22 protein-coding genes are annotated in these 24539 nt (G+C 47.2%); 8 read left to right on the forward strand and 14 right to left on the reverse strand.

What is annotated here, in order from left to right:
- Window positions 1–102 precede the first annotated feature (102 nt).
- The 3 genes from C0Q44_RS20160 to C0Q44_RS20170 are packed head-to-tail and all read right to left on the reverse strand — an operon-like array spanning window position 103 to window position 4379.
- Window positions 103–1560 (reverse strand): glycoside hydrolase family 1 protein, encoded by a 1458-nt coding sequence (locus tag C0Q44_RS20160; RefSeq protein WP_105409026.1) that lies wholly within the window; start codon window positions 1558–1560, stop codon window positions 103–105.
- A 45-nt stretch (window positions 1561–1605) separates the two neighbouring features.
- On the reverse strand, window positions 1606–2445 hold the full coding sequence (gene licT / locus C0Q44_RS20165) for a BglG family transcription antiterminator LicT (protein ID WP_105409027.1): 840 nt from the start codon (window positions 2443–2445) through the stop codon (window positions 1606–1608).
- A gap of 35 nt (window positions 2446–2480) precedes the next feature.
- On the reverse strand, window positions 2481–4379 hold the full coding sequence (locus C0Q44_RS20170) for a beta-glucoside-specific PTS transporter subunit IIABC (protein WP_105409028.1): 1899 nt from the start codon (window positions 4377–4379) through the stop codon (window positions 2481–2483).
- Between the two features lie 367 nt (window positions 4380–4746).
- Between C0Q44_RS20170 and C0Q44_RS20175 the strand changes: the two genes are divergently transcribed.
- Window positions 4747–5667 carry a LysR family transcriptional regulator gene (locus C0Q44_RS20175; protein ID WP_105409029.1) on the forward strand — a complete coding sequence of 307 codons (921 nt, stop codon included), beginning with the start codon at window positions 4747–4749 and terminating at the stop codon, window positions 5665–5667.
- A gap of 256 nt (window positions 5668–5923) precedes the next feature.
- On the opposite strand, the gene C0Q44_RS20180 is transcribed toward C0Q44_RS20175, so the two are convergent.
- The 4 genes from C0Q44_RS20180 to C0Q44_RS20195 all read right to left on the reverse strand — a co-directional run bounded on the left by C0Q44_RS20180 (window position 5924) and on the right by C0Q44_RS20195 (window position 9883).
- The gene (locus C0Q44_RS20180) at window positions 5924–6109 is read right to left on the reverse strand and encodes a hypothetical protein (protein WP_105409030.1); all 186 of its coding nucleotides are present in this window, start codon (window positions 6107–6109) and stop codon (window positions 5924–5926) included.
- 84 nt (window positions 6110–6193) lie between these two features.
- Complete coding sequence (locus tag C0Q44_RS20185) at window positions 6194–7012, reverse strand: carbon-nitrogen family hydrolase (RefSeq protein ID WP_105409031.1); 819 nt, start codon at window positions 7010–7012, stop codon at window positions 6194–6196.
- Between the two features lie 72 nt (window positions 7013–7084).
- Window positions 7085–8707: an AraC family transcriptional regulator gene (locus tag C0Q44_RS20190; protein WP_105409032.1), complete on the reverse strand. Its 1623-nt coding sequence runs from the start codon at window positions 8705–8707 to the stop codon at window positions 7085–7087.
- 159 nt (window positions 8708–8866) lie between these two features.
- Window positions 8867–9883, reverse strand: coding sequence for an ABC transporter substrate-binding protein (locus C0Q44_RS20195; RefSeq protein ID WP_105409033.1), 1017 nt, complete (start codon window positions 9881–9883; stop codon window positions 8867–8869).
- A gap of 258 nt (window positions 9884–10141) precedes the next feature.
- On the opposite strand from C0Q44_RS20195, the gene C0Q44_RS20200 reads away from it, so the two are divergent.
- The 7 genes from C0Q44_RS20200 (at window position 10142) to C0Q44_RS20230 (ending at window position 17573) form a co-directional block, all read left to right on the forward strand.
- Complete coding sequence (locus tag C0Q44_RS20200) at window positions 10142–11350, forward strand: pyridoxal phosphate-dependent aminotransferase (RefSeq protein WP_105409034.1); 1209 nt, start codon at window positions 10142–10144, stop codon at window positions 11348–11350.
- 360 nt (window positions 11351–11710) lie between these two features.
- Window positions 11711–12814, forward strand: coding sequence for a glutamate 5-kinase (gene proB / locus C0Q44_RS20205; protein ID WP_105409035.1), 1104 nt, complete (start codon window positions 11711–11713; stop codon window positions 12812–12814).
- Window positions 12815–12871: 57 nt separating this feature from the next.
- Window positions 12872–14119: a glutamate-5-semialdehyde dehydrogenase gene (locus C0Q44_RS20210; RefSeq protein WP_105409036.1), complete on the forward strand. Its 1248-nt coding sequence runs from the start codon at window positions 12872–12874 to the stop codon at window positions 14117–14119.
- 36 nt (window positions 14120–14155) lie between these two features.
- The gene (gene proC / locus C0Q44_RS20215) at window positions 14156–15016 is read left to right on the forward strand and encodes a pyrroline-5-carboxylate reductase (protein ID WP_181151095.1); all 861 of its coding nucleotides are present in this window, start codon (window positions 14156–14158) and stop codon (window positions 15014–15016) included.
- Window positions 15013–16242 (forward strand): 2,3-diketo-5-methylthiopentyl-1-phosphate enolase, encoded by a 1230-nt coding sequence (locus C0Q44_RS20220; RefSeq protein ID WP_181151096.1) that lies wholly within the window; start codon window positions 15013–15015, stop codon window positions 16240–16242. Before proC ends, C0Q44_RS20220 begins: the two co-directional genes overlap by 4 nt.
- Entirely contained in the window at window positions 16239–16916 is a 678-nt protein-coding gene (locus C0Q44_RS20225) for a 2-hydroxy-3-keto-5-methylthiopentenyl-1-phosphate phosphatase (RefSeq protein WP_105409038.1), read from the forward strand. Before C0Q44_RS20220 ends, C0Q44_RS20225 begins: the two co-directional genes overlap by 4 nt.
- Before the next feature lie 3 nt (window positions 16917–16919).
- Entirely contained in the window at window positions 16920–17573 is a 654-nt protein-coding gene (locus C0Q44_RS20230; protein ID WP_105409039.1) for a methylthioribulose 1-phosphate dehydratase, read from the forward strand.
- Window positions 17574–17768: 195 nt separating this feature from the next.
- Here C0Q44_RS20230 and C0Q44_RS20235 read toward each other — a convergent pair whose 3' ends face one another.
- The 7 genes from C0Q44_RS20235 to C0Q44_RS20265 form a co-directional block, all read right to left on the reverse strand.
- Window positions 17769–19064 carry a multi-tm2 domain protein gene (locus C0Q44_RS20235; RefSeq protein ID WP_258166458.1) on the reverse strand — a complete coding sequence of 432 codons (1296 nt, stop codon included), beginning with the start codon at window positions 19062–19064 and terminating at the stop codon, window positions 17769–17771.
- A gap of 37 nt (window positions 19065–19101) precedes the next feature.
- Window positions 19102–19554: a hypothetical protein gene (locus tag C0Q44_RS20240; protein WP_105409041.1), complete on the reverse strand. Its 453-nt coding sequence runs from the start codon at window positions 19552–19554 to the stop codon at window positions 19102–19104.
- The gene (locus tag C0Q44_RS20245; RefSeq protein ID WP_105409042.1) at window positions 19547–20161 is read right to left on the reverse strand and encodes an RNA polymerase sigma factor; all 615 of its coding nucleotides are present in this window, start codon (window positions 20159–20161) and stop codon (window positions 19547–19549) included. The genes C0Q44_RS20240 and C0Q44_RS20245 overlap by 8 nt, the downstream gene beginning before the upstream one ends.
- Window positions 20162–20273: 112 nt before the next feature.
- Window positions 20274–20978 (reverse strand): DnaD domain-containing protein, encoded by a 705-nt coding sequence (locus tag C0Q44_RS20250; RefSeq protein ID WP_105409043.1) that lies wholly within the window; start codon window positions 20976–20978, stop codon window positions 20274–20276.
- Window positions 20979–20998: 20 nt separating this feature from the next.
- Window positions 20999–22294, reverse strand: a complete 1296-nt coding sequence (asnS, locus tag C0Q44_RS20255) for an asparagine--tRNA ligase (RefSeq protein WP_105409044.1) — start codon at window positions 22292–22294, stop codon at window positions 20999–21001.
- Between the two features lie 100 nt (window positions 22295–22394).
- Complete coding sequence (locus C0Q44_RS20260; protein WP_105409045.1) at window positions 22395–23600, reverse strand: acetate kinase; 1206 nt, start codon at window positions 23598–23600, stop codon at window positions 22395–22397.
- Entirely contained in the window at window positions 23597–24469 is an 873-nt protein-coding gene (locus tag C0Q44_RS20265; RefSeq protein WP_105409046.1) for a 3-hydroxyacyl-CoA dehydrogenase family protein, read from the reverse strand. The genes C0Q44_RS20260 and C0Q44_RS20265 overlap by 4 nt, the downstream gene beginning before the upstream one ends.
- Window positions 24470–24539 lie beyond the last annotated feature (70 nt).

Raw genomic sequence — 24539 nt, forward strand, 5'->3', positions numbered from 1 at the left:
ACACAAAAAACAGCCCTGAATTCAGAGCTGTTTTCCTACTTTCTCATTAGATGAACATCACGTTCAATGATGACTTATGAGAGGACTTGTCCTACTAACGTATTACAAGCCGTTATTCGCAATCACATCTTTGTACCAATAGAAACTCTTCTTGCGTTTTCTCTCCAGTGTTCCATTGCCGTCATTATCCTGATCTACATAGATAAAACCATACCTTTTCTCCATCTCTGAAGAAGAATAACTGATCAGATCAATAACCCCCCAACTCGTATAACCCAACAACTCGACCCCGTCAAGAATCGCTTCATGCATCTGTTCCAGATGGGCATGGAAATAATCAATCCGGTAATCATCCTGGATGCTACCATCAGCTTCAATCGTATCTACCGCTCCAATCCCATTTTCGACGATAAATAAGGGTACCTCATACCGGCTATATAGTTCATTCAGTGAGATTCGCAGACCTACCGGATCAATCTGCCAGCCCCAATCATTGGTTTGGAGGTATGGATTCTTCACCCCTCCAGTAGTATTACCACTCACCTGCTCCAATCGGTCACCATCCACACTCGATACCAGGGACATATAATAACTGAAAGAAATAAAGTCCACGGTGTGCACTTTCAGAATCTCTTCATCCCCTTCGTGCATATCCAGCACGATTCCTTTTTCAGCGAACAATCTTTTCATAAAGTAGGGATATGCCCCACGAACCTGAACATCCGTGAACATGAGATTGAACTGGTTGTCCCGTGAAGCCGCCAATACATCCTCTGGATTACATGTATGTGCATATGTCGTGAGTTTGGTAAGCATACATCCGATCTGGGAGCCTGGAATGATCTCATGACAGTATTTCACTGCGAGCGCACTCGCTACAAATTGATGATGTAACCCCTGATATACAGCCTGCTCCACATTCGCAAAACGCTCCGGAACAATACCACCACTGGTAAACGGATGACGAACAATGCTGTCAATTTCATTAAATGTAATCCAATACTTCACTTTGTCCTTATAGCGAGTAAACACGGTTTTGCAAAAGTGAACAAAATAATCTACGACTTTGCGATCCGTCCATCCCCCGTGATGATTCACCAGATACATCGGCATTTCATAATGGGACAACGTAATCAATGGTTCAATTCCTTGTTTCAGCATGCCATCAATAACTCGGTCATAGAACTGCAAACCGGCTTCATTCGGCTCTGTTTCATTGCCATTAGGGAAAATTCGGGTCCATGCAATAGATAAGCGTAACGTTTTGAGACCCATTTCCCCGAACAGGGCCAGATCCTCCTCATAACGGTGGTAAAAATCAATGCCTCTGCGTTTCGGATATTCTCTATCCGAGGTTGACTCCATCGCAGCCTTGATCTGTTCTTCAGTTATCGCATTGTGTTTCTTATACTCACTCTTTGCAACACCTTTTCGATAGATCGCAATGTCGGCTGTAGATAGACCTTTGCCGTCCACATCCCAGGCTCCTTCGGCCTGATTGGCAGCGATTGCCCCTCCCCATAGAAAATCTTCTGGAAACGTCCTGGTTGTATTGGTCATTGTGTACTCCTCCTTGGATTAATTCTTTAACTTTTGAATTCTTGCTTAATTGCGACTCATGACCCGATTGATATGAATAATCAAATACATCATCTCCTCATTGGAGATCGTATGTTCAAACCGGGCTTCGATATAATCCTTGATTAACAGTACGCACGCTTCTTCCAGCGGATATTTGTTAGCAATCTGCTCAAACAGTTCATGATCCTGCGTATTTAATGTTTTATGTTCAAAGAGCCGCTGAATGAAGAACTGCAAATGGGTCAAAAAGCGTGAATAGTTGATACTGTGTGTATCCAGCTCCACTTGATAGTGAATTTTTATAATATTGAGTACATCCTTGACTGTATTGGTCATCAGCATGACCTGATTCATATTGTCATCATTCTGCTGTGCATTAACGAGATGAAAGGCGATATTGGCCGCTTCCTCTTCAGGCAGGGAGAGACCAAGCTGTTTTTGAATGAGAGACAGCCCATGCAACCCGATACTGAACTCCTGCGGATAGAACTTTTTCACTTCCCACAGCATTCGGTTCTGGATCGTCATGTTGTCCTTGAATCGCTTCATTGCCATATAGAGGTGATCCGTTAATGAGACATAAAGATGATCACTCAAATGTCGGGACAATGTATGCTTGGCATGAGAGATGATTTCATCAGCCAGAATCAGATATTCTTTTGGCGTTTCCTTCATCAGGGCAGTGAGATCTGAAGAGATCGTTTCATTTTCGAGGACATAGATCTTCTCGATCTCATCCTCACTCACGACATCTCCCGGTTTACTCTTGTAGCCGATGCCCTTTCCCATCACAATAATTTCCTTGTCATCCTCGCCACGTCTGGCGAGAACAACACTTGAGTTCAGTACTTTTATGACTTCCATATCCGGTTGCCTGCCTCTCCTTCATATTTCAGCGGTTATAACACCGTAATCAGTGGTTTCTCCGGTCCCGTCACTTGTGTTGATTCGTTGCCTAATACCTCCAGATAATCTGATGAATTAGTCACGATGACAGGGGTCGTGGTGTCATATCCTGCGGCCTGTATTGCTGCAAGGTCGAACTCCATCAGGAGTTGACCATGGGAAATCTGTTCTCCTTCGGTAACCTTCACATCAAAATGCTGGCCTTTCAGTTTCACCGTATCCAATCCTACATGAATCAGAAGTTCAACCCCCTCCACCGATCTCAGACCGATGGAATGTTTGGTACGGAACACCGTCTCAACGGTCCCATCAAACGGGGCAAACACCTTGCCAACACTTGGATGAATGGCCATACCTTGTCCCATAGCTTCCTGTGAGAAAGCCTCATCCTTCACTTCTCGTAATGGGATTGCTGTGCCTTCCAGTGGAGCAAATACCACTTTTTTCGATTTGATCTGGACTGCTGGCTTGATTACAGATTTATCTTCCACTTGGTCAACCGTTGGGCCCGCTACTGAAGCTGCCGCTGGGGTAACATCCTGAAATCCAATAATATATACCGCGATAAACGCGACAATGGATGAGATTAGCATGGTAATAATGGCATAGACGATGTTCATGTTGTCTTCACTGATAAACATCGGCATCGATGCAATCCCCGGCCCCACAGCAGCATAAGCCTTGAGGCTCACAATACCTGCGAACAACCCCCCGATTCCGGCACCGATCATACAAGCAAACAGCGTTTTCTTGAGTCTTAAATGCACCCCGTATAGCGCCGGTTCGGTGATACCAAACACGCCAGAGATCCCGGCAGACAAGGCAACTTGTTTGAGCTTGGCATCCTTGGTTTTGAACGATACCGCCAGTGCCCCGGCTCCCTGTGCCATATTGGACGCCAGCATGGCGACCAGTACCAGTGTCTCGTATCCAGGTGAAGCCAGTGCCGCGAAAATAATAGGATAGAACACTTTATGCATACCGAACATGACAATAAGCGGCATCAATATCGCCATAATTACGACAGTTAACCAGCCGATCTTGTCCTGAATCCAGTAAATCAGGTTGGACATGCCTGTTCCAAGATACATACCCAGAGGGCCAAGTACAATGAGGGCGATCGGAGCCACGATAAGAATAACGATTAACGGCTTTAGAAAAATCTTAACGGGCCCTGGTGAGATCTTGTCCGCGAAACGTTCAATATAAGACATGAACCAGACCGTTAAAATAATCGGTACAACGGATGTTGCATATTGAACGGAAGCCACAGGTAGTCCGATGAAGGACACCGGATCTTCCCCTCCAAGTAATCCGATCATGTTGGGGTGTAACATAATCCCCGCGAACAGGACAGCTACAAAAGGATTGGTCTTAAATTTATTAGCACTGGAATAGGCCAGCAGAACGGGCAGGAAATAGAACGCCGCATCCGCCATTACACTCAGTACAGTGTAGGTCTGACTCTCTTTGGACATCACTCCCGTGACCGTTGCCAACAGCAACAGCGCCTTCAACATTCCTGAAGCTGCGATAGCCGGGATAATCGGCTGGAATATGCCTGCGATCACACTGGCAAAGATGTTAAACAGACCCTTGGGACTGTAATCCGTTTTTTGCTTTTCCTGAACTCCATCGGATTGCTTGGTATCCACAATCTTAATAAGTTCATTGTATACGTATCCGACATCATTACCGATAATCACCTGGTATTGTCCGCCACTGTTTACTGCACCGATGACACCATCCAGTTTTTTGATTTCTTCGGTTTTTGCCACATCCGAATTCTTCAGTGTAAGTCTCAGCCTTGTGGAGCAATGAATGGCCGTGTTGATATTATCATTGCCACCAACCAGCTCCGTAATCGACTGGGCTAATTGTTTATGATTCATGGTGTACCTCCGCCTTCTGATATACTGGGAACAAAAAAAGACCTAAAAAGGGTAGGAAAAAAATCTTTCCCACCCAATCTAGGTCTTGCCTGCCGAACAGTAACACGCCATCGTTGGATGAATGGATATTCAATTATATAAACGAAAAAGAATAAGTGCATTTAAAATAGGAACATAGACAGAAACTGTACAACTGCGTTTTTTTGAAAACGATCATTTGCTTATACCCGGGTAAGATTATATCATTAAGCGTTTTCAAGAATAGTATACCAGCTCTGACCAAGCAGTGCAACCGCTTTAGCAAAATAATGATTTCTTCATCTGTAATGATATAATGGTCGCATAACGAAAGGAATGACATGTTGATATGGAATTCAGACAACTTCAGTATACGCTGCAAATCGCAGCCGAACGGAATTTCTCCCGAGCAGCAGAGAAGCTGCACATTGCCCAGCCTTCCCTGAGTCAACAGCTATCGAAGCTTGAAAGGGAATTGGGCGTACTGCTATTCCAACGGAACACCAGTGCTGTGGAGCTGACACATGCAGGAGTAACTTTTGTAGAACAGGCACAGAAGATTGTGGATGCGGTGGAGTTATTGAGACAGGAAATGTCAGACATTTCTCAGTTGCGCAAAGGTAAAGTCGTCGTTGGCAGCATGCCCATCACTGGCTCGCATTTACTTCCGCACGTTCTCCCTGCGTTTCAAAAAGCCTATCCAGAGATTGAAGTAACCTTACTGGAAGACTCCGGGCTTACACTCGAAAAATTGACGGCAAGCGGCAAAGCCGACTTGAGCCTGCTCTCCCTCCCTTTACAGGAGCCCAGCTTGTCTTATGTAACGATTGGAGAAGAACGGATTGATCTGGCCGTTCCCCCGAATCACCCTCTGGCACATCGGGGACATCCCGAACATTTGCAGCCTGTGCGAATCGACGAGCTTCGTGACGAACCCTTTGTTGTATTGAAGAAAGGGCAGGGCTTCCGCAAACTTACATTTGACCTCTGTGAGCAGGCCGGTTTTGATCCTAAAGTGGTGTTTGAGAGTACGAACATTGAGACCGTTCAGTCGCTGGTTGCCACAGGTATGGGAATTACGCTGGTTCCACGCTTTATTGCCCGCGCACCTCGCAGTGAATTCGTGCCCGTCTATGTGCCGCTTGCCGAGCCAACACCAAGCCGGACACTGGTCGTCGCTTATCGTCAAGGAAGAGTGCTGTCAAAAGCAGCCGAGGCCTTCATCCATACGTTCCAGCAGACTGTCGCTGAACTCTCGCAGGGAGATTAAGTGAAGAAGGCTCCTTTATACGAGTGCAGCTATACTACTGAACCACAACAAAGGCTTGACCCCTATGGGCCAAGCCTTTGTTGTGCACTCTACTCCTGCGTACGCAAGACAACGTCTCACATGATGCCTCACGCAATCACAGTAACTCGTTCCATTACAGTGTTGCTGGAATACTTTACTTTCTTACGAGCTTGCTTATTTTATATGTTAACGTAGACAACGTACATAAGAGAACTTCATGTCTAATCACAAATATTTATTTTCGCAAATTACGATCACTCGTCAGCCTGTTTTGCTGATTCATTACTCGGCCTTCGTCCTGAACGGTTGAATCAGGGGGTGATAGCCCTCCTGCCCCGTTCTCTAAGAATGCTCTAAAGTGATCTTCCCTTGTATTATCCTGTTCCAATCTCCTGAGTGTATCTTTCACATGGTTGTCCATTGATTGATCATCCTCCTTGGTGACGGGATAGTTATCATTACCCGCCTCCTGGAAGAATAAACACTTCCCTAACCATTCTCTTATTTAATTACCGCCAAAATAAACACCGGGTCTGCGGTCTTCAAATACCGGAATACGTCCACGAACCTCGTCTACAAGGGCAGGTCGGATGAATCCGGTCACGATCTCTTCCTCTTCGCCGCCCTCGGCCACAATCTCGCCCCATGGATCAATAATGAGCGAATGACCGAAAAATTCGGTCTCTCCCCCTTTACCCACACGGTTACATGCGATCACGTACATCTGATTCTCAATCGCTCGTGCCGTAAGCAAGGTACGCCAGTGATGCAAACGCGGATTGGGCCATTCCGCAGGTACAATTAACGCCTTAGCTCCATTAAGAGCTAAAGTACGAGCGAGTTCCGGAAATCGGATGTCGTAACAGATGGATGCACCCGCGGTAAGCCCGTTCTCCAATTCGAAAATTTCTGGTTCCGCGCCAGGCTGTAAATATTTTTCCTCATCCATCAGTCGAAACAGATGTAATTTATCGTATCTTGTAACTTGTTTTCCTTCGCTATTATACGCATACATTGTATTGAAAATTTGTCCGTCGCGCTTCTCAGCAATCGAGCCGCCAACAATAGAAATTTGATGTTTTCGGGCAAAAGCAGACAACCACTCTCTTGATTTCTGACCGTCTGGATCAGCGAGTTCATGAATTTGCGACAAAGCATAGCCTGTATTCCACATCTCTGGAAGCACCGCCAGCTTCAGATCCGGGTATTGCTCTACTGCTCGTTCAAGCAACATTTGCATATGATTATGGTTAGCTTCAGGGTCTCCGAGCTGAATATTGCCCTGAATCAGGGCTACACGCATTTCCCCTTGTTGTTCTGTCATACCAAGCACTCCTCTGAACCGTAATATCTGCTATCATAGCTTGATCATCCGAAGGACTGCAACTTGTTTTCGCTACGAAGTACCGCACAATAATTCAGGCAGAAGCGTTAATAGTTGGTTGCTTGTCAGCGCATCACTCAAATTCCAGACCATCTCCTCCACTGGATACACCTGTCCATCCTTCACAGCGGGTAGTTCTGTCCATGCATGAGTCTGCATCAGTCTCTCCGTGGCTTGTCTGGCAACAACTTCTTCAGGCAGCATGACAAATATGTGATCTCCCGCATAGTGCCTGACCGCATCAGCAGAGATTTCCTTGTAAGCTCTGCCCGCTGCGAGTGCCTCCTTCACTTTGCCCACAGGCTTGAATCCCATCGGGTGGTATAATAGCGGAGCCAGACCGATATTGCCCATAACAAACAATCGTGCACCTCGGTGGTATGCAAATACAGATGCCGTTTCCCCAGGCTTGACCGATATACGGATCTTCTCCCACATCTGTTTCGTGCGCTCCTCATAGGAAGCCAGCCATTGCTCAGCCTCAGGTAATTTGCCAAACCAACTCCCTACTCTGCGAATCCGGTCTGCGAGCGTTGCATGAGAGTTATAAGCCAGCGTTGGCGCTATGCGAGCGAATTGTTCATATTGTTGTTCGTTGCTACTATCAAAAATAATCAGGTCCGGCTTCATCTTGACCGCCTCTTCCACATTTACCGGGGCAACGGCATCGTATACTTGATCTCCAAGTAACCGTACCCCCAGCATAAGCAGGTCTCCAGCGGAATCTCCATAATACATAATTCGCTCTGGACTCGCAGGAATAATGACGTCATGCCCCAACCAATCCTGCACTAAAGTCTTCTGCTGGATGGACCTATCATACTGCCGAGGGGACAATCCAGTCATTTGTCGAAATCGTCTGCTGAAATAATACTCATCCTTAAATCCCACACGGCTTGCTATATCTCGAAGCGGTTCATCCGATTTGCGCAGCCAGTCCTTGGCATGCTGTATTCGTACATCATTGACATAATCAAGAGGTTTATGCCCGGTTCGTTGTCTGAACAACGTTGTGTATTGTGCGGGTCGAATATCGGCGAGCCGCGCCAGTTTCTGTACTGTGATTTCCTCAGCATAATGCTCATCTACATACTGGATCGTACTGAATATTCTATCTTCCATACTTTGCTCCGTTTGGGGTGAAGTGTACCGGGAGATGATGATCTCCATCCATTTCTGAAACAGTGTATTTCGATGACTGTATTCGGCATCCGTTTTATATATCCGTATGGCGTATAACTGTTCCAGCACTCCACTTAATGGAGCATACGGGTAGCCGTACAATTGATCTCTCTTTTCAAATACAGACCGTGTATATTGCTCTGGATCATCAACGAGCACATGTATTACATCAAACGTCATGACCATGTATCTCAATTCCGGCGAATGTCCATGTTCAATCTGGTACGCTTCACCAGGAGAAAGCGGATATACACAACCGGCACTAAACGCCAACCGCTCATGTCCAATATATAAGTGACCTTCCCCTTCCTCACAGATCAAAAACGTGTGCTTCTTACATTCCACCTCCAGCATGACCTGATCTGGTTGCTCCATTCGTTGTTCCAGATCATTCAGCCGAAACATAAATGCTGAAAAGAACAACGCTCCCCGATCTGCATCTAACGAATGCATATTGGTTCACCTCGTAACTATGTTGAGAATAATTATCATTATTCGGTATGCTCTGATTATAAGTGAGCCTTGATTAATAATCCAGATCGACTTGCAATCAGCAAAAAGAAGAGCTTCAACAACAAGTTGTAAGCTCTTCTTCGTTAAGATCGGCATTTCTTACTGCATCATCTGTTTTGGCAACTCCTGCAACAACCATTCCCTGGAGAGGGCATCACCCGAAGCTTTTACAATATCAAAATGATACACTTTTCCTTCTTTTACTGCAGGAAGGTTCTTCCAGATTGTACTATCCAGCAAGTCCTTGGTGGACTGCTTGGCATCATCCGTTTCAGGGTCGAGGATGAATATCCGATCACCTGCGACTTCTGTCATTTTTTCAGCTGCAATCTCGGCAAAACCCATCCCTTCATCCAATACTTTCTGGATTTCTGCGGTTGGCTTCAGCCCGTCTTTTCCATACAAAAACTGTGGCAATCCTGCACCCGCCATGACAAACAAGCGATTCCCCGGATACATGGTGAATACCGAAGCCGTTTCTCCTTCTCTCAACCCGTTCTCATGAAGCTGCTGCCACATCTCTTGGGTCGCTTTAGTGTAAGCTGTGATCCACGTCTCAGCCTCTTGCTTTTTATTCAACAAATCGCCAAGGATTCGCATACGATCTTCCACGGTTGCAAATGAATCAAACGTCACCGTCGGCGCTACCTTCGAGATCTGATCGTATTGTGCTTCGTCACTATTGGAGAAAATGATTAGATCTGGGTTCAATGCAAGTGCTTTTTCAACATTTAAAGGGAATCCTACATCTTCCGCCTGAGCCACCTGATCTTCATATACAGTCCCTTCCTGACGCAATAAGCCCACGGGAACTACGCCAAGCGCGAGCAGATCTCCGGTAACTTCCCCATGATAGATGACACGTTTCGGTGTTACAGGGACCTTAACGTCATGGCCCGTCCAATCTTTGAACATTCGGGTTTCACCATCTTGACTGTCATCCGACGCAGTCTTTTCCTGATCGGTCGTCGCTCCATTAGCTTGGGTTTCCGCAGTTGCACTGGAGTCTTCGGTGCCCGCAGCTGGTGTTGAGCTTTGATTCCCACACGCCAGCAGAAGGATAGATAACCATGTCACTGTTAATAATACTGCCGTATTTCGTATTCCCTTTTTCATTCCTATTTCTCCCCTGAATCATGTACATGATTTCCAGTCATTTAATGATATTGATTATCATTATCGAATATTATCATAAATCAGGCTACCTTCCAGCTCAATGGACAAAACGAAATCGCCTTTTCAGTTTTGTACAAAAACTCTTCGTTGCTTCTTTCCACAAGTAACAAAGTCCTTTTCCCCCTATACAGCTCGGGATTGACGTGATAAATTAATGAGTACTATTTGCCATTTTTAATAACCGGAGTGATGAAACTAATGACGAATTCAGAGAATACAGCTGCTCGTTCAGCGTTTACGATACCGACATCAAATATGATGACACAGTTGCCCACACAGTTTTTTGCTACCCTTGTTCAAAGTGTGGGTCGTGAAATTGCCAATGGACATGACGTCATCAATCTGGGCCAGGGCAACCCGGATACACCTACACCGCCTCACATCGTCAAAACATTACAAGAGTCTGCCGAGAATCCGCTCTATCACAAATATTCACCGTTTCGGGGATATGGCTTCCTGAAGGAAGCTGTCGCGAAGCGTTATAAGGAAGACTATCATGTGGACCTTGATCCAGAGACCGAAGTTGCGATTCTATTTGGGGGTAAAACAGGACTGGTCCAGTTACCTCAGGTATTGCTTAACCCAGGGGACACCTGTCTAGTTCCTGACCCAGGCTATCCCGATTACTGGTCTGGTGTTGCTCTCGCCAAAGCGAACATGTCATTCATGCCTTTGTTGGAATGCAATTCATTCCTGCCTGACTATGAAGCCATTACAGCTGAAGATCGGGAGAAGGCCAAGCTGATGTTCCTGAACTATCCCAATAATCCAACGTCAGCAACGGCTCCTCTTTCATTCTACGAAGATACGGTTGAATTCGCCATTCAAAATCAAATTGTGGTCGCCAGTGACTTCGCATATGGGGCGATTGGATTCGACGGTCATCGTCCAGTAAGCTTTCTGCAGGCCCCTGGAGCCAAGGAAGTGGGCATTGAGTTCTATACCTTATCCAAAACGTACAATATGGCTGGGTGGCGTGTTGGCTTCGCGCTTGGCAATGCAGAGATTGTTTCCAAAATTAATCTTCTTCAGGATCATATCTATGTCAGTCTTTTCGGTGGTATCCAGGCTGCGGCGACGGAGGCTCTTACTGGCTCACAGGAATGTGTCTCTGCGCTGGTTGCTCGTTATGAGTCCCGCCGCAATGCGTTTCATGATACCCTTTCCTCAATTGGCTGGCAGGCTGCGAAACCGGCAGGTTCATTCTTCAGCTGGTTACCTGTACCTGCAGGTTATACCTCAGCTTCATTGGCAGACTTGCTGCTGCGTGAAGCCAAGGTAGCAGTCGCGCCAGGTATTGGCTTTGGTTCGCATGGTGAAGGCTATGTGCGTGCTGGACTACTAAGTGACGAAAATCGATTACGCGAAGCGGTGGAGCGGATTGGCAATCTGAATTTATTTAAGTAATGTTCAGGAGCATAACCCCTTTGCATATGCCAAGTTTCCATGGTATGTTATAAGAAATATTGAACGAAACGTGATGACGGGACCAGTAAGAGAATATCAGTCGCGCCCAGAGAGTAAATTCCACCCTGCTGAAAGAATTTACCGCGGCTCTTCTCCGAAACCTACCCCTGAGCGGCCTGTTACGTACAGGACAGTGCCTTCTGTTACAGGGCATGAAGCCGGATGATCTAATCATCAATAAAGGTGGTACCGCGGAAGTAACGAACTTTCGTCCTTTTTAACTAAAGGGCGGGAGTTTTTTTTGTACCGCAAAAGCCTGCTCCAGAACCACTTATTAATCATGTTTAAGGAAGTGAAACCATGACTTCACGTATTGTAGTTAAGATTGGAAGCAGCTCGCTTACAACGGAAGAAGGCGGTCTGGATCGCAGTTCAATCACTTTTTTTGCGGGAGAAATTGCAGCATTGGCAGATCAGGGCCATGAAGTTCTTCTGGTCACCTCTGGAGCGGTAGCGGCCGGATTTCGGGAGATCGGCTACCCCCAACGCCCCAAACAGCTGCATGAGAAACAAGCCGCAGCGGCCGTTGGGCAGGCATTATTGATGCAGGCATATCAACAGGCTTTTGCAGCGCACCGCGTTACTACGGCGCAAATCCTGCTCACCCGTACCGACTTTCACAGTCGTAAACGCATGGGCAATGCAGGCATGACCGTGGAAGAACTGCTCAAACAGCGAGTGATTCCGATTTTTAATGAGAATGATACGGTATCGGTGGACGAATTGAAGTTCGGTGATAACGATCTGTTGTCCGCGCTGGTTGCGAACCTCGTGAAGGCACAGCATCTGATCATTCTTACCGATACCAATGGACTGTACACAGCAGATCCGCGTAAAGATCCTTCTGCCATGCGTTATGATCGCATCCCCGAAATTACAGCCGAGATCTACGCTTATGCTGGTGGTTCGGGTTCATCGGTTGGAACAGGTGGAATGCGCTCCAAAGTCGATGCAGCCAAGGTGGCTACGCGTGGAGGTGTACCTGTATTTGTGGGCAGTGTGAAAGAACCTGGAGATATGCAAAAGGCGGTTGATGGAACGGGTAAAGGAACTTACTTTGAAACACGACTCGCTTCCCTATCTCGTAAAAAGCAGTGGCTCGGCTTCATGTCTACTCCGTTAGGTACCGTCGTTGTGGATAATGGTGCGGAAGAAGCACTGGTCCATGGGGGCCACAGTCTTCTGCCAGTTGGAGTCAAGCGGGTACTTGGAACGTTCCATGCCGGGGACGTCGTAGAGGTCATTGGTCTGGATGAGACCTTACTCGGCCGCGGTATCGTCAACTATGATGATGATCAGCTTCGACATATCGCCGGACTGTCCAGTGGCGAAGTCATGAAGCAGCTTGGCAGCATCCACAGACTTGAGGTTATTCATAGAGATGAATGGATTACGTTAAAATAAATAGATGATATCGAGTATTGAACGAATACTGAACTTCATATATGAGGAGGAATTATGATGAGTGAAGTGAGAGATAAAGCAATCAAGGCTCAGGCCGCCGTTCCACAGTTGAATCGATTGAATACGGATCAGAAGAATACTGCCCTGCGTGTTATGGCAGATGCATTGATTGCCGAAGCCGATTCCATTATTACAGCCAATGCGGAAGATCTGGTACGTGGCAGAGAACAAGGCACGCCGGAATCCATGCTCGACCGACTTGCACTTAATAAGGAACGGATTACTGGTATAGCAGAAGGTTTGCGCCAGATTGCAGTTCTTCCTGACCCTGTGGGCGAAGTGCTGGAGACATTCAATCGTCCGAACGGGTTACATGTTGAGAAATTGAGAGTGCCTATTGGTCTGATCGGTATCATCTATGAAGCTCGTCCTAATGTGACCGTTGACGCCGCCGGATTATGTCTCAAAACAAGTAATGCAGTGCTTCTGCGCGGCGGCTCCGCTGCCCTGTCTTCCAACCGCAAAATTGTGGAGGTACTTCATCAGGCACTCGCAACGACAGATATGCCTGCTGATGCACTGCAACTGGTTGAAGATGCCGATCGTGCTTCCGTGGATGAAATGCTCAAGTTGAACGGACTGCTGGACGTCATTATTCCACGTGGCGGAGCCTCACTCATTCGTAATGTGGTTGCCAATGCAACGGTACCTGTAATCGAAACTGGAGCAGGCATCTGTCATACCTATGTGGATGAATCTGCCGATCCGGTCATGGCAGCGGAAATTGCCATCAACGCGAAGGCACAACGTCCATCCGTATGTAACTCCATGGAAACCTTGTTACTCCATGCAACATACGCGGAGAAACATCTGCCTGCTCTCGCTGAACAATTCCGTGAAGCCAATGTGGTCTTGAAGGGCTGTGACACCGTGCGCCGACTTGTTCCCTCTGCACTGGAGGCAACCGAGGAAGACTACGCGACCGAGTACAATGATTATATTTTGAACATCCGTGTGGTCGAGAACCTGGACGAAGCGATGCAACACATCGCACGTTATGGTACCAAACATTCGGAGTGTATCGTCACCCGGGATGCGGCCCATGCGGAGCGCTTCATGCACGACGTAGATGCAGCTGCTGTATATCACAATGCATCCACTCGTTTCACCGACGGGTTCGAATTCGGTTATGGAGCCGAAATCGGGATCAGTACCCAGAAATTGCATGCACGTGGACCTATGGGACTGCCAGCACTAACGTCAACCAAGTATCGCATTACAGGCAACGGACAGATTCGTCAATAATATCCCAGCATCAGTTATATAGGAGGAACGATTACTATGAGTCAAGAGCAACAGACGTTACTACAACAGAAGATAACATTCCACGGAGCAGGCGCGATGGCAGAAGCCATCGTGCGCGGACTGATCTCCCGCCTAGTCGTTCGTCCTCAGGATATTACGATGCTGAACCGCAGCAACCAGAAACGTCAGGAAGAGCTCAGCACCCGTTATGCAGTTCATACCGGAACTGCCTCACAATCCCATGATCATCTTGCCTCATCTCCGGTCATTGTACTCTGTATGAAACCCAAAGATGCTGCTGCTGCGTTGCGCGAACTGGGTCCGTTACTATCACACGATCAACTGATCGTGTCTGTCATTGCCGGATTATCGATCCGCACGATGCAGACCCTACTCGGTCGTAAACAACCCATTGCCAGAACGATGCCTAATACATCTAGTACTATCGGACTCGGTGCAACCGGGCTTGCCTTCTCTGCGGAAATTACGGATGAACAGCGTAGTACGGTTATGACCATGTTTGAAGCAGTTGGCATCGTGACTATCGTGCCTGAAGATAAGCTCGAAGTGCTCACAGGTATTTCCGGAAGCGGCCCGGCTTATGTATACTATTTAATGGAGGCTATGATTGCCGCAGGTATTCGTGGTGGCTTATCCAGCCAGCAATCTCGTGATCTGACTGTTCAGACCGTACTGGGTGCATCACGAATGGTGCAGCAAACGGGTTTGGAGCCGATGAAGCTTCGCAGTGATGTGACATCCCCGGGAGGGGCAACCCAAGCGGCACTGAAAACGCTAGACGAAGGAGATTTCTTCGAAAATGTAATCGCAGCCGTTAACCGCTGTGCAGAGCGCTCACGGGAGATGGGAGCTGCTTTGGAAGGGGATCTAAAATGAATAACATGTGCACAGCCACATATCGTCTGCATGATGATCATGCAGACTTTCGTAAGAAGGCACAATCTATCGCGATCGGCATGACCGTTGGCAGCTGGACTGAACTGCCACAAGCCCAGCGTGAAGCGATGCAGAAGCATCTGGGTGAAGTGATAAACGTAGAAGTATATGAAGCTGAGGGAGTGGGAGTGGGTGCGGGTGAGCGTTACGCCGATATTACCATCGGATATCCCGATGTGAACTTTAGCCGTGATATCCCTGCCCTGCTCGTGACGGTCTTTGGCAAAATCTCAATGGATGGCCGAATCAAATTGACAAAGCTTGGTTTCTCAGATGGCTTCCTCAGTGCATTCCCGGGTCCCAAGTTTGGATTGAATGGTGTTCGTGATCTGCTTGAAGTTCATGACCGTCCATTGTTAATGAGTATCTTTAAATCCGTGATTGGGCTGGACGCAGATGAACTGCGTGAACAGTTTATCCGTCAAGCCCTTGGGGGCGTTGATCTGATCAAGGACGACGAAATTCTGTTCGAGAATAAACTGACTCCCATCGAAAAAAGAGTCGAGGTCTGCATGAAAGCTGCTGAACAGGCACGTCAGGAGACAGGTAAGAAACTTCTGTATGCAACCAATCTGACAGGCCCTACATCTCGTCTGAAGCAACAGGCTGAACACGCCATCGGCGCAGGAGCCAATGCCTTGTTGTTCAACGTACTGTCCTACGGCTATGACGTCCTGCATGAACTTAGCAGTGATCCCGATATTAATGTACCGATCATGGCTCACCCTGCTCTTGCAGGTGCGCTATATCCGTCACCACATTACGGTATTTCCGCTTCAGTGGTGCTCGGTCAGTTGATGCGTTTGGCTGGAGCAGATCTGGTGCTCTTCCCCTCTCCTTATGGATCGGTAACGATGCCGAAGGAAGAAAATATGGCGATCACAGAGCAATTGCTATCATCTGATCTGCCAATGAGAACCAGCATGCCAGTACCTTCAGCGGGTATCCATCCAGGGCTTGTACCGATGATCCTGCGTGATTTTGGCAACGATGTGATTGTGAACGCCGGTGGCGGTATCCATGGACATCCAATGGGAACCGAAGCTGGTGGACGTGCATTCCTGCAAGCCATTGAGGCAGCCGGGCGTTCCATTCCACTCGCTGAATATGCAGTTGAACATCCGGAGCTGCAAAGCGCACTGGACCTGTGGGGTGGCGAACGATGAGAAGCGATAAGAAAACAGCCATTTTCTGCGACTTTGATGGAACGATTACGCTCTCGGACAACATTGTGGCTATCATGAAACATTTCAAACCTGAAGGCATTGAAGCTATTATGCAAGATACGATTGACCAGAAAATTTCGCTACGCGAGGGTGTTGGAGCGATGTTCGCTCTCCTGCCTGCTTCGCAAAAAGACGAAATTGTGGAATTTGTACTTGGACAAGCGGGCATCCGTGAGGGGTTCAGTGAATTTCTTGAATACGTTCGCGGTGAAGGCATCGAGTTCAATGTGACCAGTGGCGGCATGGACTTTTTCATTGAACCGTTACTGGCACCATTTGATATTCCACAGGATCATGTCTATTGCAACGGAGCTGACTTCTCGGGTGAATTCATTCGCATTGAATGGTCGCATCCCTGTCAGCCTCCTTGTGAGAGCGGCTGCGGCATGTGCAAAACGACCGTGATCCGTACGTTCCCGGAAGAACAATATAATCGAATTCTCATCGGGGACAGCCTGACGGATTTTGAAGGTGCCAAAATTGCAGATCTGGTCTACTCCCGTTCCATTCTGACGGACAAATGCATTGAACTCGGTGTAGACCATGTGCCGTTCGCCACCTTTTACGATATCATGGAAGATATGAAACAGAAGCAAACACAAGGGGTGCTGTAGAAGATGGGCTTTGAAAAGATCACATTGGAACATAAACGCCAGGTTCTTGAAGAACTGGCTGATATTAAAGCACTGTTCGCCAGCCGTAACTGGTTCCCCGGTACAAGTGGCAACCTGTCGATGCGTGTAGGCGACTTTGACCCGGAACAATTTTATTTTGCAGTTACTGCCTCAGGCAAAGACAAGTCTCTTCGCACACCGGAAGATTTTCTTTTTGTGGACAAGCATGGCAAAGCCATTGAAGCAACAACGCTGAAACCAAGCGCCGAAACGTTAATTCATTGTGAAATCTATCGCTTGACGGGTTGTGGCGCTGTATTCCACGTGCATACCGTGTTTAACAACCTGATTAGTGAGTTCTTTGGAGCAGAGGGTTACGTACCAATCCAAGGCATTGAATTGATCAAAGCATTTAACATCTGGGAAGAAAATGCGGAGATAAAGGTACCGGTTCTGCCTAACTATGCCGACATTCCGTCCATTGCTGAATTGGTCCCGGATGCTCTGGATGCCAAAGTGCCAGGGATCTTGCTTCGTAACCACGGTATCTATGCGTGGGGCAAGGATGCTTTTGAAGCGAAACGTCATCTCGAAGCTTTCGAATTTTTGTTCGAAGTCATGTACCGTCAACTTCTCCTGAAGGGCGCTACGAAATAGCACTCATTTATTCAAAATGAGAGATGCTTAACAGAAAACACGCCAAAGGCTGGTATACATAGCCTTGGCGTGTTTTTAGGTTGTGAGAATACTAGATTCCCAAGATTGCTTTTATAAAGATCCAGCCAGCTACACATATAAGGAATCGATAAAATCTGGGGATAACAGCGATTGGAAGGTTGTTCTGTCTTCATACTACAGTCGATCATCCCGATCCTTGAATAAAAAGAGGCTGTCTGCTTCCTCCTCATTCCGATGAACCGCATGATTCGTGGCTGCTGCCCGTTGCTTGCCAAACAGCAGCTTCAAGCCACCAAAAATGAGCAGTAACGATACAATGACCGTGTTCACATAAGAACGGATCTCGTAGGTCATAAATGCGTCTGGGAACCATTCATTCAGTTGTGGAATGACGAGTCGGATGGTCAGATAATATAGACCCAGCGCAGCAATACCGAATCCAATCAAACGCTGATGGCGGGCCCAATCCTTGAAGATCGGCTGATCCGTCAACGGCTCACGTCCATAACGGCTGGAGCACTGTAACCCGTCAAAAAAACTGTAGAACCAGATCAGCGGAATCATGAACAGGAATACCGATAAGCGAAGCAGGTCCAGAACATAGATGCTTCCAAGGAACAGAAACATCAGTTGCATGCCCCTCTTTTGCATACCCAGATATAGATGACCTGCACCTGGAAAAGCGGATAGCAGCGTTGCAAGCACTTTGCTACGTCGTCCGGCTACTCTGCCCATCTCCAATTCTTCGAATAATGTCCGATCCTGCAACACCTCACCAGCCTGCTTGCGATGGACGTGCTGAACTGCATCAAACATGCAATATACCCAGATTACGGGCAGAATGAGCAAGAACATCAGAAATACCGATTCATTTGTAATGGAAGCCACAAAAACCATCATGGCAAATGAACCAAAGAACGCCATGAGGAACGACAACCCGCGATGTAACAATCCCAGATGAAGATGTCCCAATCCCGGAACAAATGAGAGCAAAATGGTGAAGAATCGTTCGCCCTCGCTGCCTTTGCGATACATGGGTTGACCATGGACACCTTCATGGTGAGCATATTCACTACCGGGATGCTGAGGCTGATGCAGCTCATCTTCATTCATCTGATCCATAGGCCCTTGCTGACCCATGTAAGCTCCCTGGTACGCTGCTCCTTGATGAGGATCTCCATAATGTGCACCATATCCTCTGTAATGAGCTTCTCGGGCAGAAGGCGCACGGAGAAGCACAATCACGATGTCCAGCATGCTGATCCCCCAGAAGAGAGCGGCGCAAAGTGCACCGAGAATCATTAGATTTTGTTCACTAAAGACCATTGCTAGCATGAATGAGCCGACAGCTGTTCCAAAAAAGAGCAATGGATAAATCACAGCCCTTGCGGCTCGACCCCAATACATAAAACCAAGACCCGGTATCAGGTTTAATAGAAATGCAAGTAATTTGTTACGATCTGATTGCACAGTCTTCATCCTTTCTTTTCAGGCAATGCGAAAGCATTTATGGTTTAGGCTTGAAGTTATCCAGCCATGAAGTGGCTGTCTCCGTCCATTTTTCCGTGAAAGATCCCCTGTGATCGCCATCCTGGAACTTATGATAAGGAGCCACCTTGTCAAAGAGGCCTGAAGAGAGAAAGATCACCGTCAAACAGGCCGCTACCGCATAATGAAACACTTTGTGTTCGAGCCAACGCCGGTTTCGCCCAGAACGGGATTTGCGTTGTGTCTTGGATGTTTGCATGCCCTCAATCCGGTGCATGACGGAATCTGTAAATCCTTTCGGGTCATGTAACGAAGGCATTTCACGCTGGATGTCCAGCGCGTCCAGATAGATCTCCATTGCGTCCGGGTCTTCTATCAGAAGCTGTTCCATTCTGCTCGCTTGATGTTCACTCACATGGCCTTCAATATAATCAGTCCATTGCGCAGCGGTATATATCTCCTGTTTACTCACGCCACTCATCCTCCTTCCAATGATTTCGAATCCACTGCCGGGCACGGTACAAACGGGATTCCACGGTTTTCACAGCTACCTGTGCATCGTCGGCGATCTGCTCGTAATTTTTTTCGCTTAAATAATACGCAGTGATAATGTCACGGTGCTGAGCAGGCAGCTGATCGATTCGTTCGCGAAGTTTCTTCTGACGTTCTTCACGAACGAGACGGGCAAGAACGTCTTCATCCCGTCCGGGCAAGTTTATTATTTTTTCTTCTCCGCCCAGATCCTCGCCACTTCGTCTGCCCAGCCTGCGTTTAGCATCAATCGCTTTGTGAAAGGCAATTCGGGTTAACCACGTTTTGAAGCCTTCGGATCGGTAGTCGGGGAGAGATTTATACATCTGAATGAACGCCTCCTGAGCGGCATCCTGCGCTTCCTGATCGCTGCGTAATACGGAGTAGGCCACATGGTATACATGCTGGCTGTACTTATCAATCAGGTCACGCATTCTGGATGTGTCTCCTTGACGGATTTGTTCGATTACGCGCGCTTCATCAATAACTCTCCCCTCCTCTCCATTACAATAGACGACAGCTTGTGTGTTTACCCCTGCGTGATCCATCAAATTTTTAGATAATAGAATTTATAAGTTTTCAGCTCATCCGATCTGTAATCCAAAAAAAACAGGCGCAGAATGACTTCTGGCCTGTTTCTGATTCCCGCTTACGCTGGAATTAACGTCCTCCACTACGAAACCGCTGGGTGTACGCCTTCGCGTCTTGCACATTCTTGACCCGATTTCGGCTCCACTCAAGCAGTATTCGATCGATATATCGGAAATGTACTTTACCTGCAAAAACCGCTTCTTTCAGAGCCATAAGAATCAGTTCCTCCTGATAACGGTCCTGATCCAGCCAGCCGGATATCGTCTCACATTCCATGGGAGAGAGCGGGCGACCAAATTCTTTTTCAAAAATGGAGAACATATTACGCTCTTCCTCTTCTTTTTGAACACTGTTCGAATCTGAACGTGTAGAATTGTTGCTCCGTTGCTCCGCACGGGAGGTAGCTAATTCTTCGGCAGTGCACGTCGCAAGTTTCGTATATAAACCATGCAAGTCATAACGCTCATACTGGATGTCACGTTCTTCATCCCGATGTTCGTCAATAGAGATATATCCGTCCTTCATCAGACGTTGCAACATTCTGGCAATGCCTTCAGGCGCAAGTCCCATGCGTCCAGCCAGTTCTTCAAGCATTGGAAACTCATTAAATTCTGCCTGACGGAACCCCAGCAACTGAATCAGAAGAAGTACTTCTGCATCGGATAAACCAAGCTGGTGATAATAACGTAACAACGCATAAGGTAATTGGGCTGTACCGGAAGCCATACCATGTGCCGCTCCACTCAACCAGGCTTTGGAGGTGGTGTCTTCCATCGATTCTCCCCGATTAAGCATTAAGGGTACAGACGATAGAGCATACGTGGGAATGCAATCGTCTCACGAACATGATCCAATCCACAGATCCATGCTACCGTCCGCTCCAATCCCAGACCAAAACCGGAATGAGGAACCGATCCGTATTTACGAAGATCCAGGTACCACTGGTACGCTTCATTCGAGAGGTTGTGCTCTTCAAAGCGCTGTTGCATCAGTTCCGGGTCATCAATACGCTGCGAACCACCAATAATCTCTCCGTAGCCTTCTGGTGCGATCATGTCGGCACAGAGAACAACCTCTGGACGATTCGGATCTGGTTTCATATAGAAAGCTTTAATTCCAGCAGGGTAATGTGTGATAAAGACGGGTGTATTATACTTTTCAGCAATCGCTGTCTCGTGCGGTGCACCGAAGTCTTCGCCCCAAGAAATGTCGAAGTCTTGTCCATGGAGGAACTCAATTGCTTCGTCATACGTGATTCGAGGGAACGGAGCGACGATCCCTTCGAGTTTGGATACATCACGACCGATGGATTCCAACTCAGCGCGGCAGTTTTTCACTACAGATTGCACGACATGAGCAATAAATTTCTCTTGCACGCGCAGACTTTCCTCGTGATCAACAAACGCCATTTCCGGCTCAATCATCCAGAACTCAATCAAGTGGCGACGTGTTTTGGATTTCTCGGCACGGAAAGTTGGACCGAAAGAATATACTTTGCCCAGCGCCATGGCTGCTGCTTCCATATACAATTGACCACTTTGTGTCAGATAAGCATCTTCGTCAAAGTATTTGATATGGAACAGGTTAGTCGTACCTTCCGCAGACGATGGTGTCAGAATCGGTGGGTCAACTTGTGTGAATCCGTTACCATCAAAAAACTGCTGAACTGCGCGGATAATCTCTGCACGAATCACCATAACAGCACGTTGCTTCGTAGAACGAAGCCATAGATGCCGATGATCCATCAAGAAATCAACACCGTGCTCTTTAGGCGTAATTGGATAGTTTTCAGTCAGATGAATGATTTCGACTCCTGTAACAGTCATCTCATAACCGGACGCACTGCGAGGTTCCTCACGAATAATACCTGTAACATACAAAGAACTTTCTTGTGTCAGGCTCTTGGCATTGTTCCAGATCTCTTCACTTACTTCACTTTTCACAACAACCCCTTGAATATATCCGGTTCCATCACGCAACTGCAAAAACTGAATTTTGCCGCTGGAACGTTTGTTGTTAATCCAGGCACCGATCGTCACGGTTTCGCCCACATGCTCGTTCACATTACGAATTACACAATTCGTATTCATGCCATATCTCCCCTTGGTTCCTGAATTTGAAAATGCAGCGGGCAGGCTTATGCCTGTCCTCTGCACTTCCATGTCATTCTATGTTTACTTTACCGTTAGATTACTGAGAATTCAATACGATTCGGTGTGTATCACGTGCAATGACCAATTCTTCGTTTGTTGGCACAACGAGAACTTCCACCTTGGAATTCGCTGTTGTAATCCGGCGTGGTTCCCCGGAACGAATGGCATTCAGCGCTTCATCCAGTTCAACACCTAGGTATGTGAGCTGTTCACATACTTTTTGACGAAGAACAACCGAGTTCTCACCCACACCTGCGGTAAATACGATTGCGTCTACACCGTTCATTGCAGCTGCATAGGAACCGATGTACTTACGCAGACGATATTCGTACATTTCAAAAGCAAGCGTGGAGTTGGCATCTCCATTCTCCATACCTTCCGTAATCTCACGCATGTCGCTGCTGATTCCGGAAATAGCAAGTAATCCACTGTGTTTGTTCAACATGGAATTCACTTCGCTTACGCTCAGTTCTTCCTTGTTCATCACATAAGGTACGATCGCCGGATCAAGGTCACCACTACGTGTTCCCATCATCAGACCTTCAAGTGGAGTCATGCCCATGGATGTATCCACGGAGACGCCACCTTTAATAGCAGTAACACTACCGCCGTTACCGACGTGACAAGTGATGATCTTCAGATCTTCCAATGGACGATCCAAGTATTGCGCAGCGGCTTTGCTGACATAGTCATGAGAAGTGCCGTGTGCACCGTAGCGACGTACTTTATATTTTTTGTACAATACACGCGGAATCGCGTAGAGATATGCTTTTTCAGGCATCGTTTGATGGAAAGCAGTGTCGAACACCATGACTTGCGGAACACCTGGCATATTTAATTCTGCCGCACGAATACCCATCATTGCAGCCGGGTTATGAAGTGGAGCCAGATCGAATAAACGACGAATTTCTTTTTTGGCTGCATCATCCACAAGTGCAGATTCTTTAAATGCTTCACCGCCATGAACCACACGATGTCCAACAGCCTGAATTTCACTTACGGAACCAAGCACACCGTTTTCTTTGTCAGTCAGAATATCGATGACTTTACGGATCGCTGTGGTATGTTCCAGAATTTCGCTAACTTCTGTAACTTCCTCACGGCCCATTGGTTTGTGTGTCAGAATGGAGGAGTCCATTCCGATCCGCTCCACCAGACCTTTCGCCAGTACAGATTCATCCGTCATATTATACAATTGATATTTGAGCGAGGAACTCCCCGCATTAATTACGAGTACTTTCACAGCCGGTCACCATCCTTGTCGTACTTGAAGAATCCTTCGCCTGTTTTAACACCCAGGTGTCCTGCACGTACCATTTTCTTCAGGACTGTGGAAGGACGATATTTCAATTCTCCGAATTCACGGAACATTCTTTCCAGCGCAGCTTCAACCGAATCCAGCCCGAAACGGTCAGCCATCTCAAGCGGTCCATGTTGGAAGTTGTATCCGATACGCATCGCATCATCAATATCTTCGGCAGATGCAACACCTTCTTGCAATACATGCAATGCTTCATTAATCAGCAGGCAGATCAGTCGGGAAGTTACGAATCCAGGTGATTCGTAGATCATTACCCCTTTTTTGTCCGCTACTTCTTCTACAAAACGTCTGGTCTCTTCGAATGTCGAATCCGAAGTTTTCAGTCCACGAATAATCTCTACAAGATCAACCCGGGATACCGGGTGAATAAAGTGCATGCCAATAACACGCTCTGGATATTTGGTCGAGCTTGCAAGCTCGGTCAAACTCAGCGTGGATGTATTACTTGCCAGAATGACATTGCTTGGGCAAACCTGGTCCAGTTGACTGAATACCGCTTTTTTTGCGTCCAGATCTTCGGTGATCGTCTCAATCACCATGTCGCAAGTTCCGAGCTCAGCCAAATGAGCAACTTTGGTAATCCGGGAAAGAATCAATTTCTTCTCCGCTTTAGTAATCGCCCATTTCTCCAGTTGTTTATCCAGGTTTGTTTCAATCATGTCGTATGCATGATCAAGCTTCTGTGTTGTGTGTTCCACCAGAAGCACATCAAGTCCTTTGGCTGCGAGCATTTGGGAAATACCTTGTCCCATCGTACCGCCGCCGACAACGCCTATTTTTTTGAAAAACATGGTTCTGCTCCATCCTTTCGGTTCTCTATTTCTCTATTGTACCCTGTTCGCCGAAAATTACAAATTTCGA

It is taken from the genome of Paenibacillus sp. PCH8, assembly GCF_002968835.1.
Lineage (GTDB): Bacteria > Bacillota > Bacilli > Paenibacillales > Paenibacillaceae > Paenibacillus.

Bases quoted from the DNA above. Each gene is read 5' to 3' on its own strand.
- asnS (WP_105409044.1), bottom strand. From the start codon at position 22,294: ATGAATACGAATTGTGTAATTCGTAATGTGAACGAGCATGTGGGCGAA.
- C0Q44_RS20230 (WP_105409039.1), top strand. From the start codon at position 16,920: ATGGGCTTTGAAAAGATCACATTGGAACATAAACGCCAGGTTCTTGAA.
- proC (WP_181151095.1), top strand. From the start codon at position 14,156: ATGAGTCAAGAGCAACAGACGTTACTACAACAGAAGATAACATTCCAC.
- C0Q44_RS20265 (WP_105409046.1), bottom strand. From the start codon at position 24,469: ATGTTTTTCAAAAAAATAGGCGTTGTCGGCGGCGGTACGATGGGACAA.
- proB (WP_105409035.1), top strand. From the start codon at position 11,711: ATGACTTCACGTATTGTAGTTAAGATTGGAAGCAGCTCGCTTACAACG.
- C0Q44_RS20160 (WP_105409026.1), bottom strand. From the start codon at position 1,560: ATGACCAATACAACCAGGACGTTTCCAGAAGATTTTCTATGGGGAGGG.
- C0Q44_RS20175 (WP_105409029.1), top strand. From the start codon at position 4,747: ATGGAATTCAGACAACTTCAGTATACGCTGCAAATCGCAGCCGAACGG.
- C0Q44_RS20245 (WP_105409042.1), bottom strand. From the start codon at position 20,161: ATGGATCACGCAGGGGTAAACACACAAGCTGTCGTCTATTGTAATGGA.
- C0Q44_RS20185 (WP_105409031.1), bottom strand. From the start codon at position 7,012: ATGACAGAACAACAAGGGGAAATGCGTGTAGCCCTGATTCAGGGCAAT.
- C0Q44_RS20225 (WP_105409038.1), top strand. From the start codon at position 16,239: ATGAGAAGCGATAAGAAAACAGCCATTTTCTGCGACTTTGATGGAACG.
- C0Q44_RS20200 (WP_105409034.1), top strand. From the start codon at position 10,142: ATGACGAATTCAGAGAATACAGCTGCTCGTTCAGCGTTTACGATACCG.
- C0Q44_RS20210 (WP_105409036.1), top strand. From the start codon at position 12,872: ATGAGTGAAGTGAGAGATAAAGCAATCAAGGCTCAGGCCGCCGTTCCA.
- C0Q44_RS20180 (WP_105409030.1), bottom strand. From the start codon at position 6,109: ATGGACAACCATGTGAAAGATACACTCAGGAGATTGGAACAGGATAAT.
- C0Q44_RS20195 (WP_105409033.1), bottom strand. From the start codon at position 9,883: ATGAAAAAGGGAATACGAAATACGGCAGTATTATTAACAGTGACATGG.
- C0Q44_RS20250 (WP_105409043.1), bottom strand. From the start codon at position 20,978: ATGGAAGACACCACCTCCAAAGCCTGGTTGAGTGGAGCGGCACATGGT.
- C0Q44_RS20190 (WP_105409032.1), bottom strand. From the start codon at position 8,707: ATGCATTCGTTAGATGCAGATCGGGGAGCGTTGTTCTTTTCAGCATTT.
- C0Q44_RS20170 (WP_105409028.1), bottom strand. From the start codon at position 4,379: ATGAATCATAAACAATTAGCCCAGTCGATTACGGAGCTGGTTGGTGGC.
- licT (WP_105409027.1), bottom strand. From the start codon at position 2,445: ATGGAAGTCATAAAAGTACTGAACTCAAGTGTTGTTCTCGCCAGACGT.
- C0Q44_RS20220 (WP_181151096.1), top strand. From the start codon at position 15,013: ATGAATAACATGTGCACAGCCACATATCGTCTGCATGATGATCATGCA.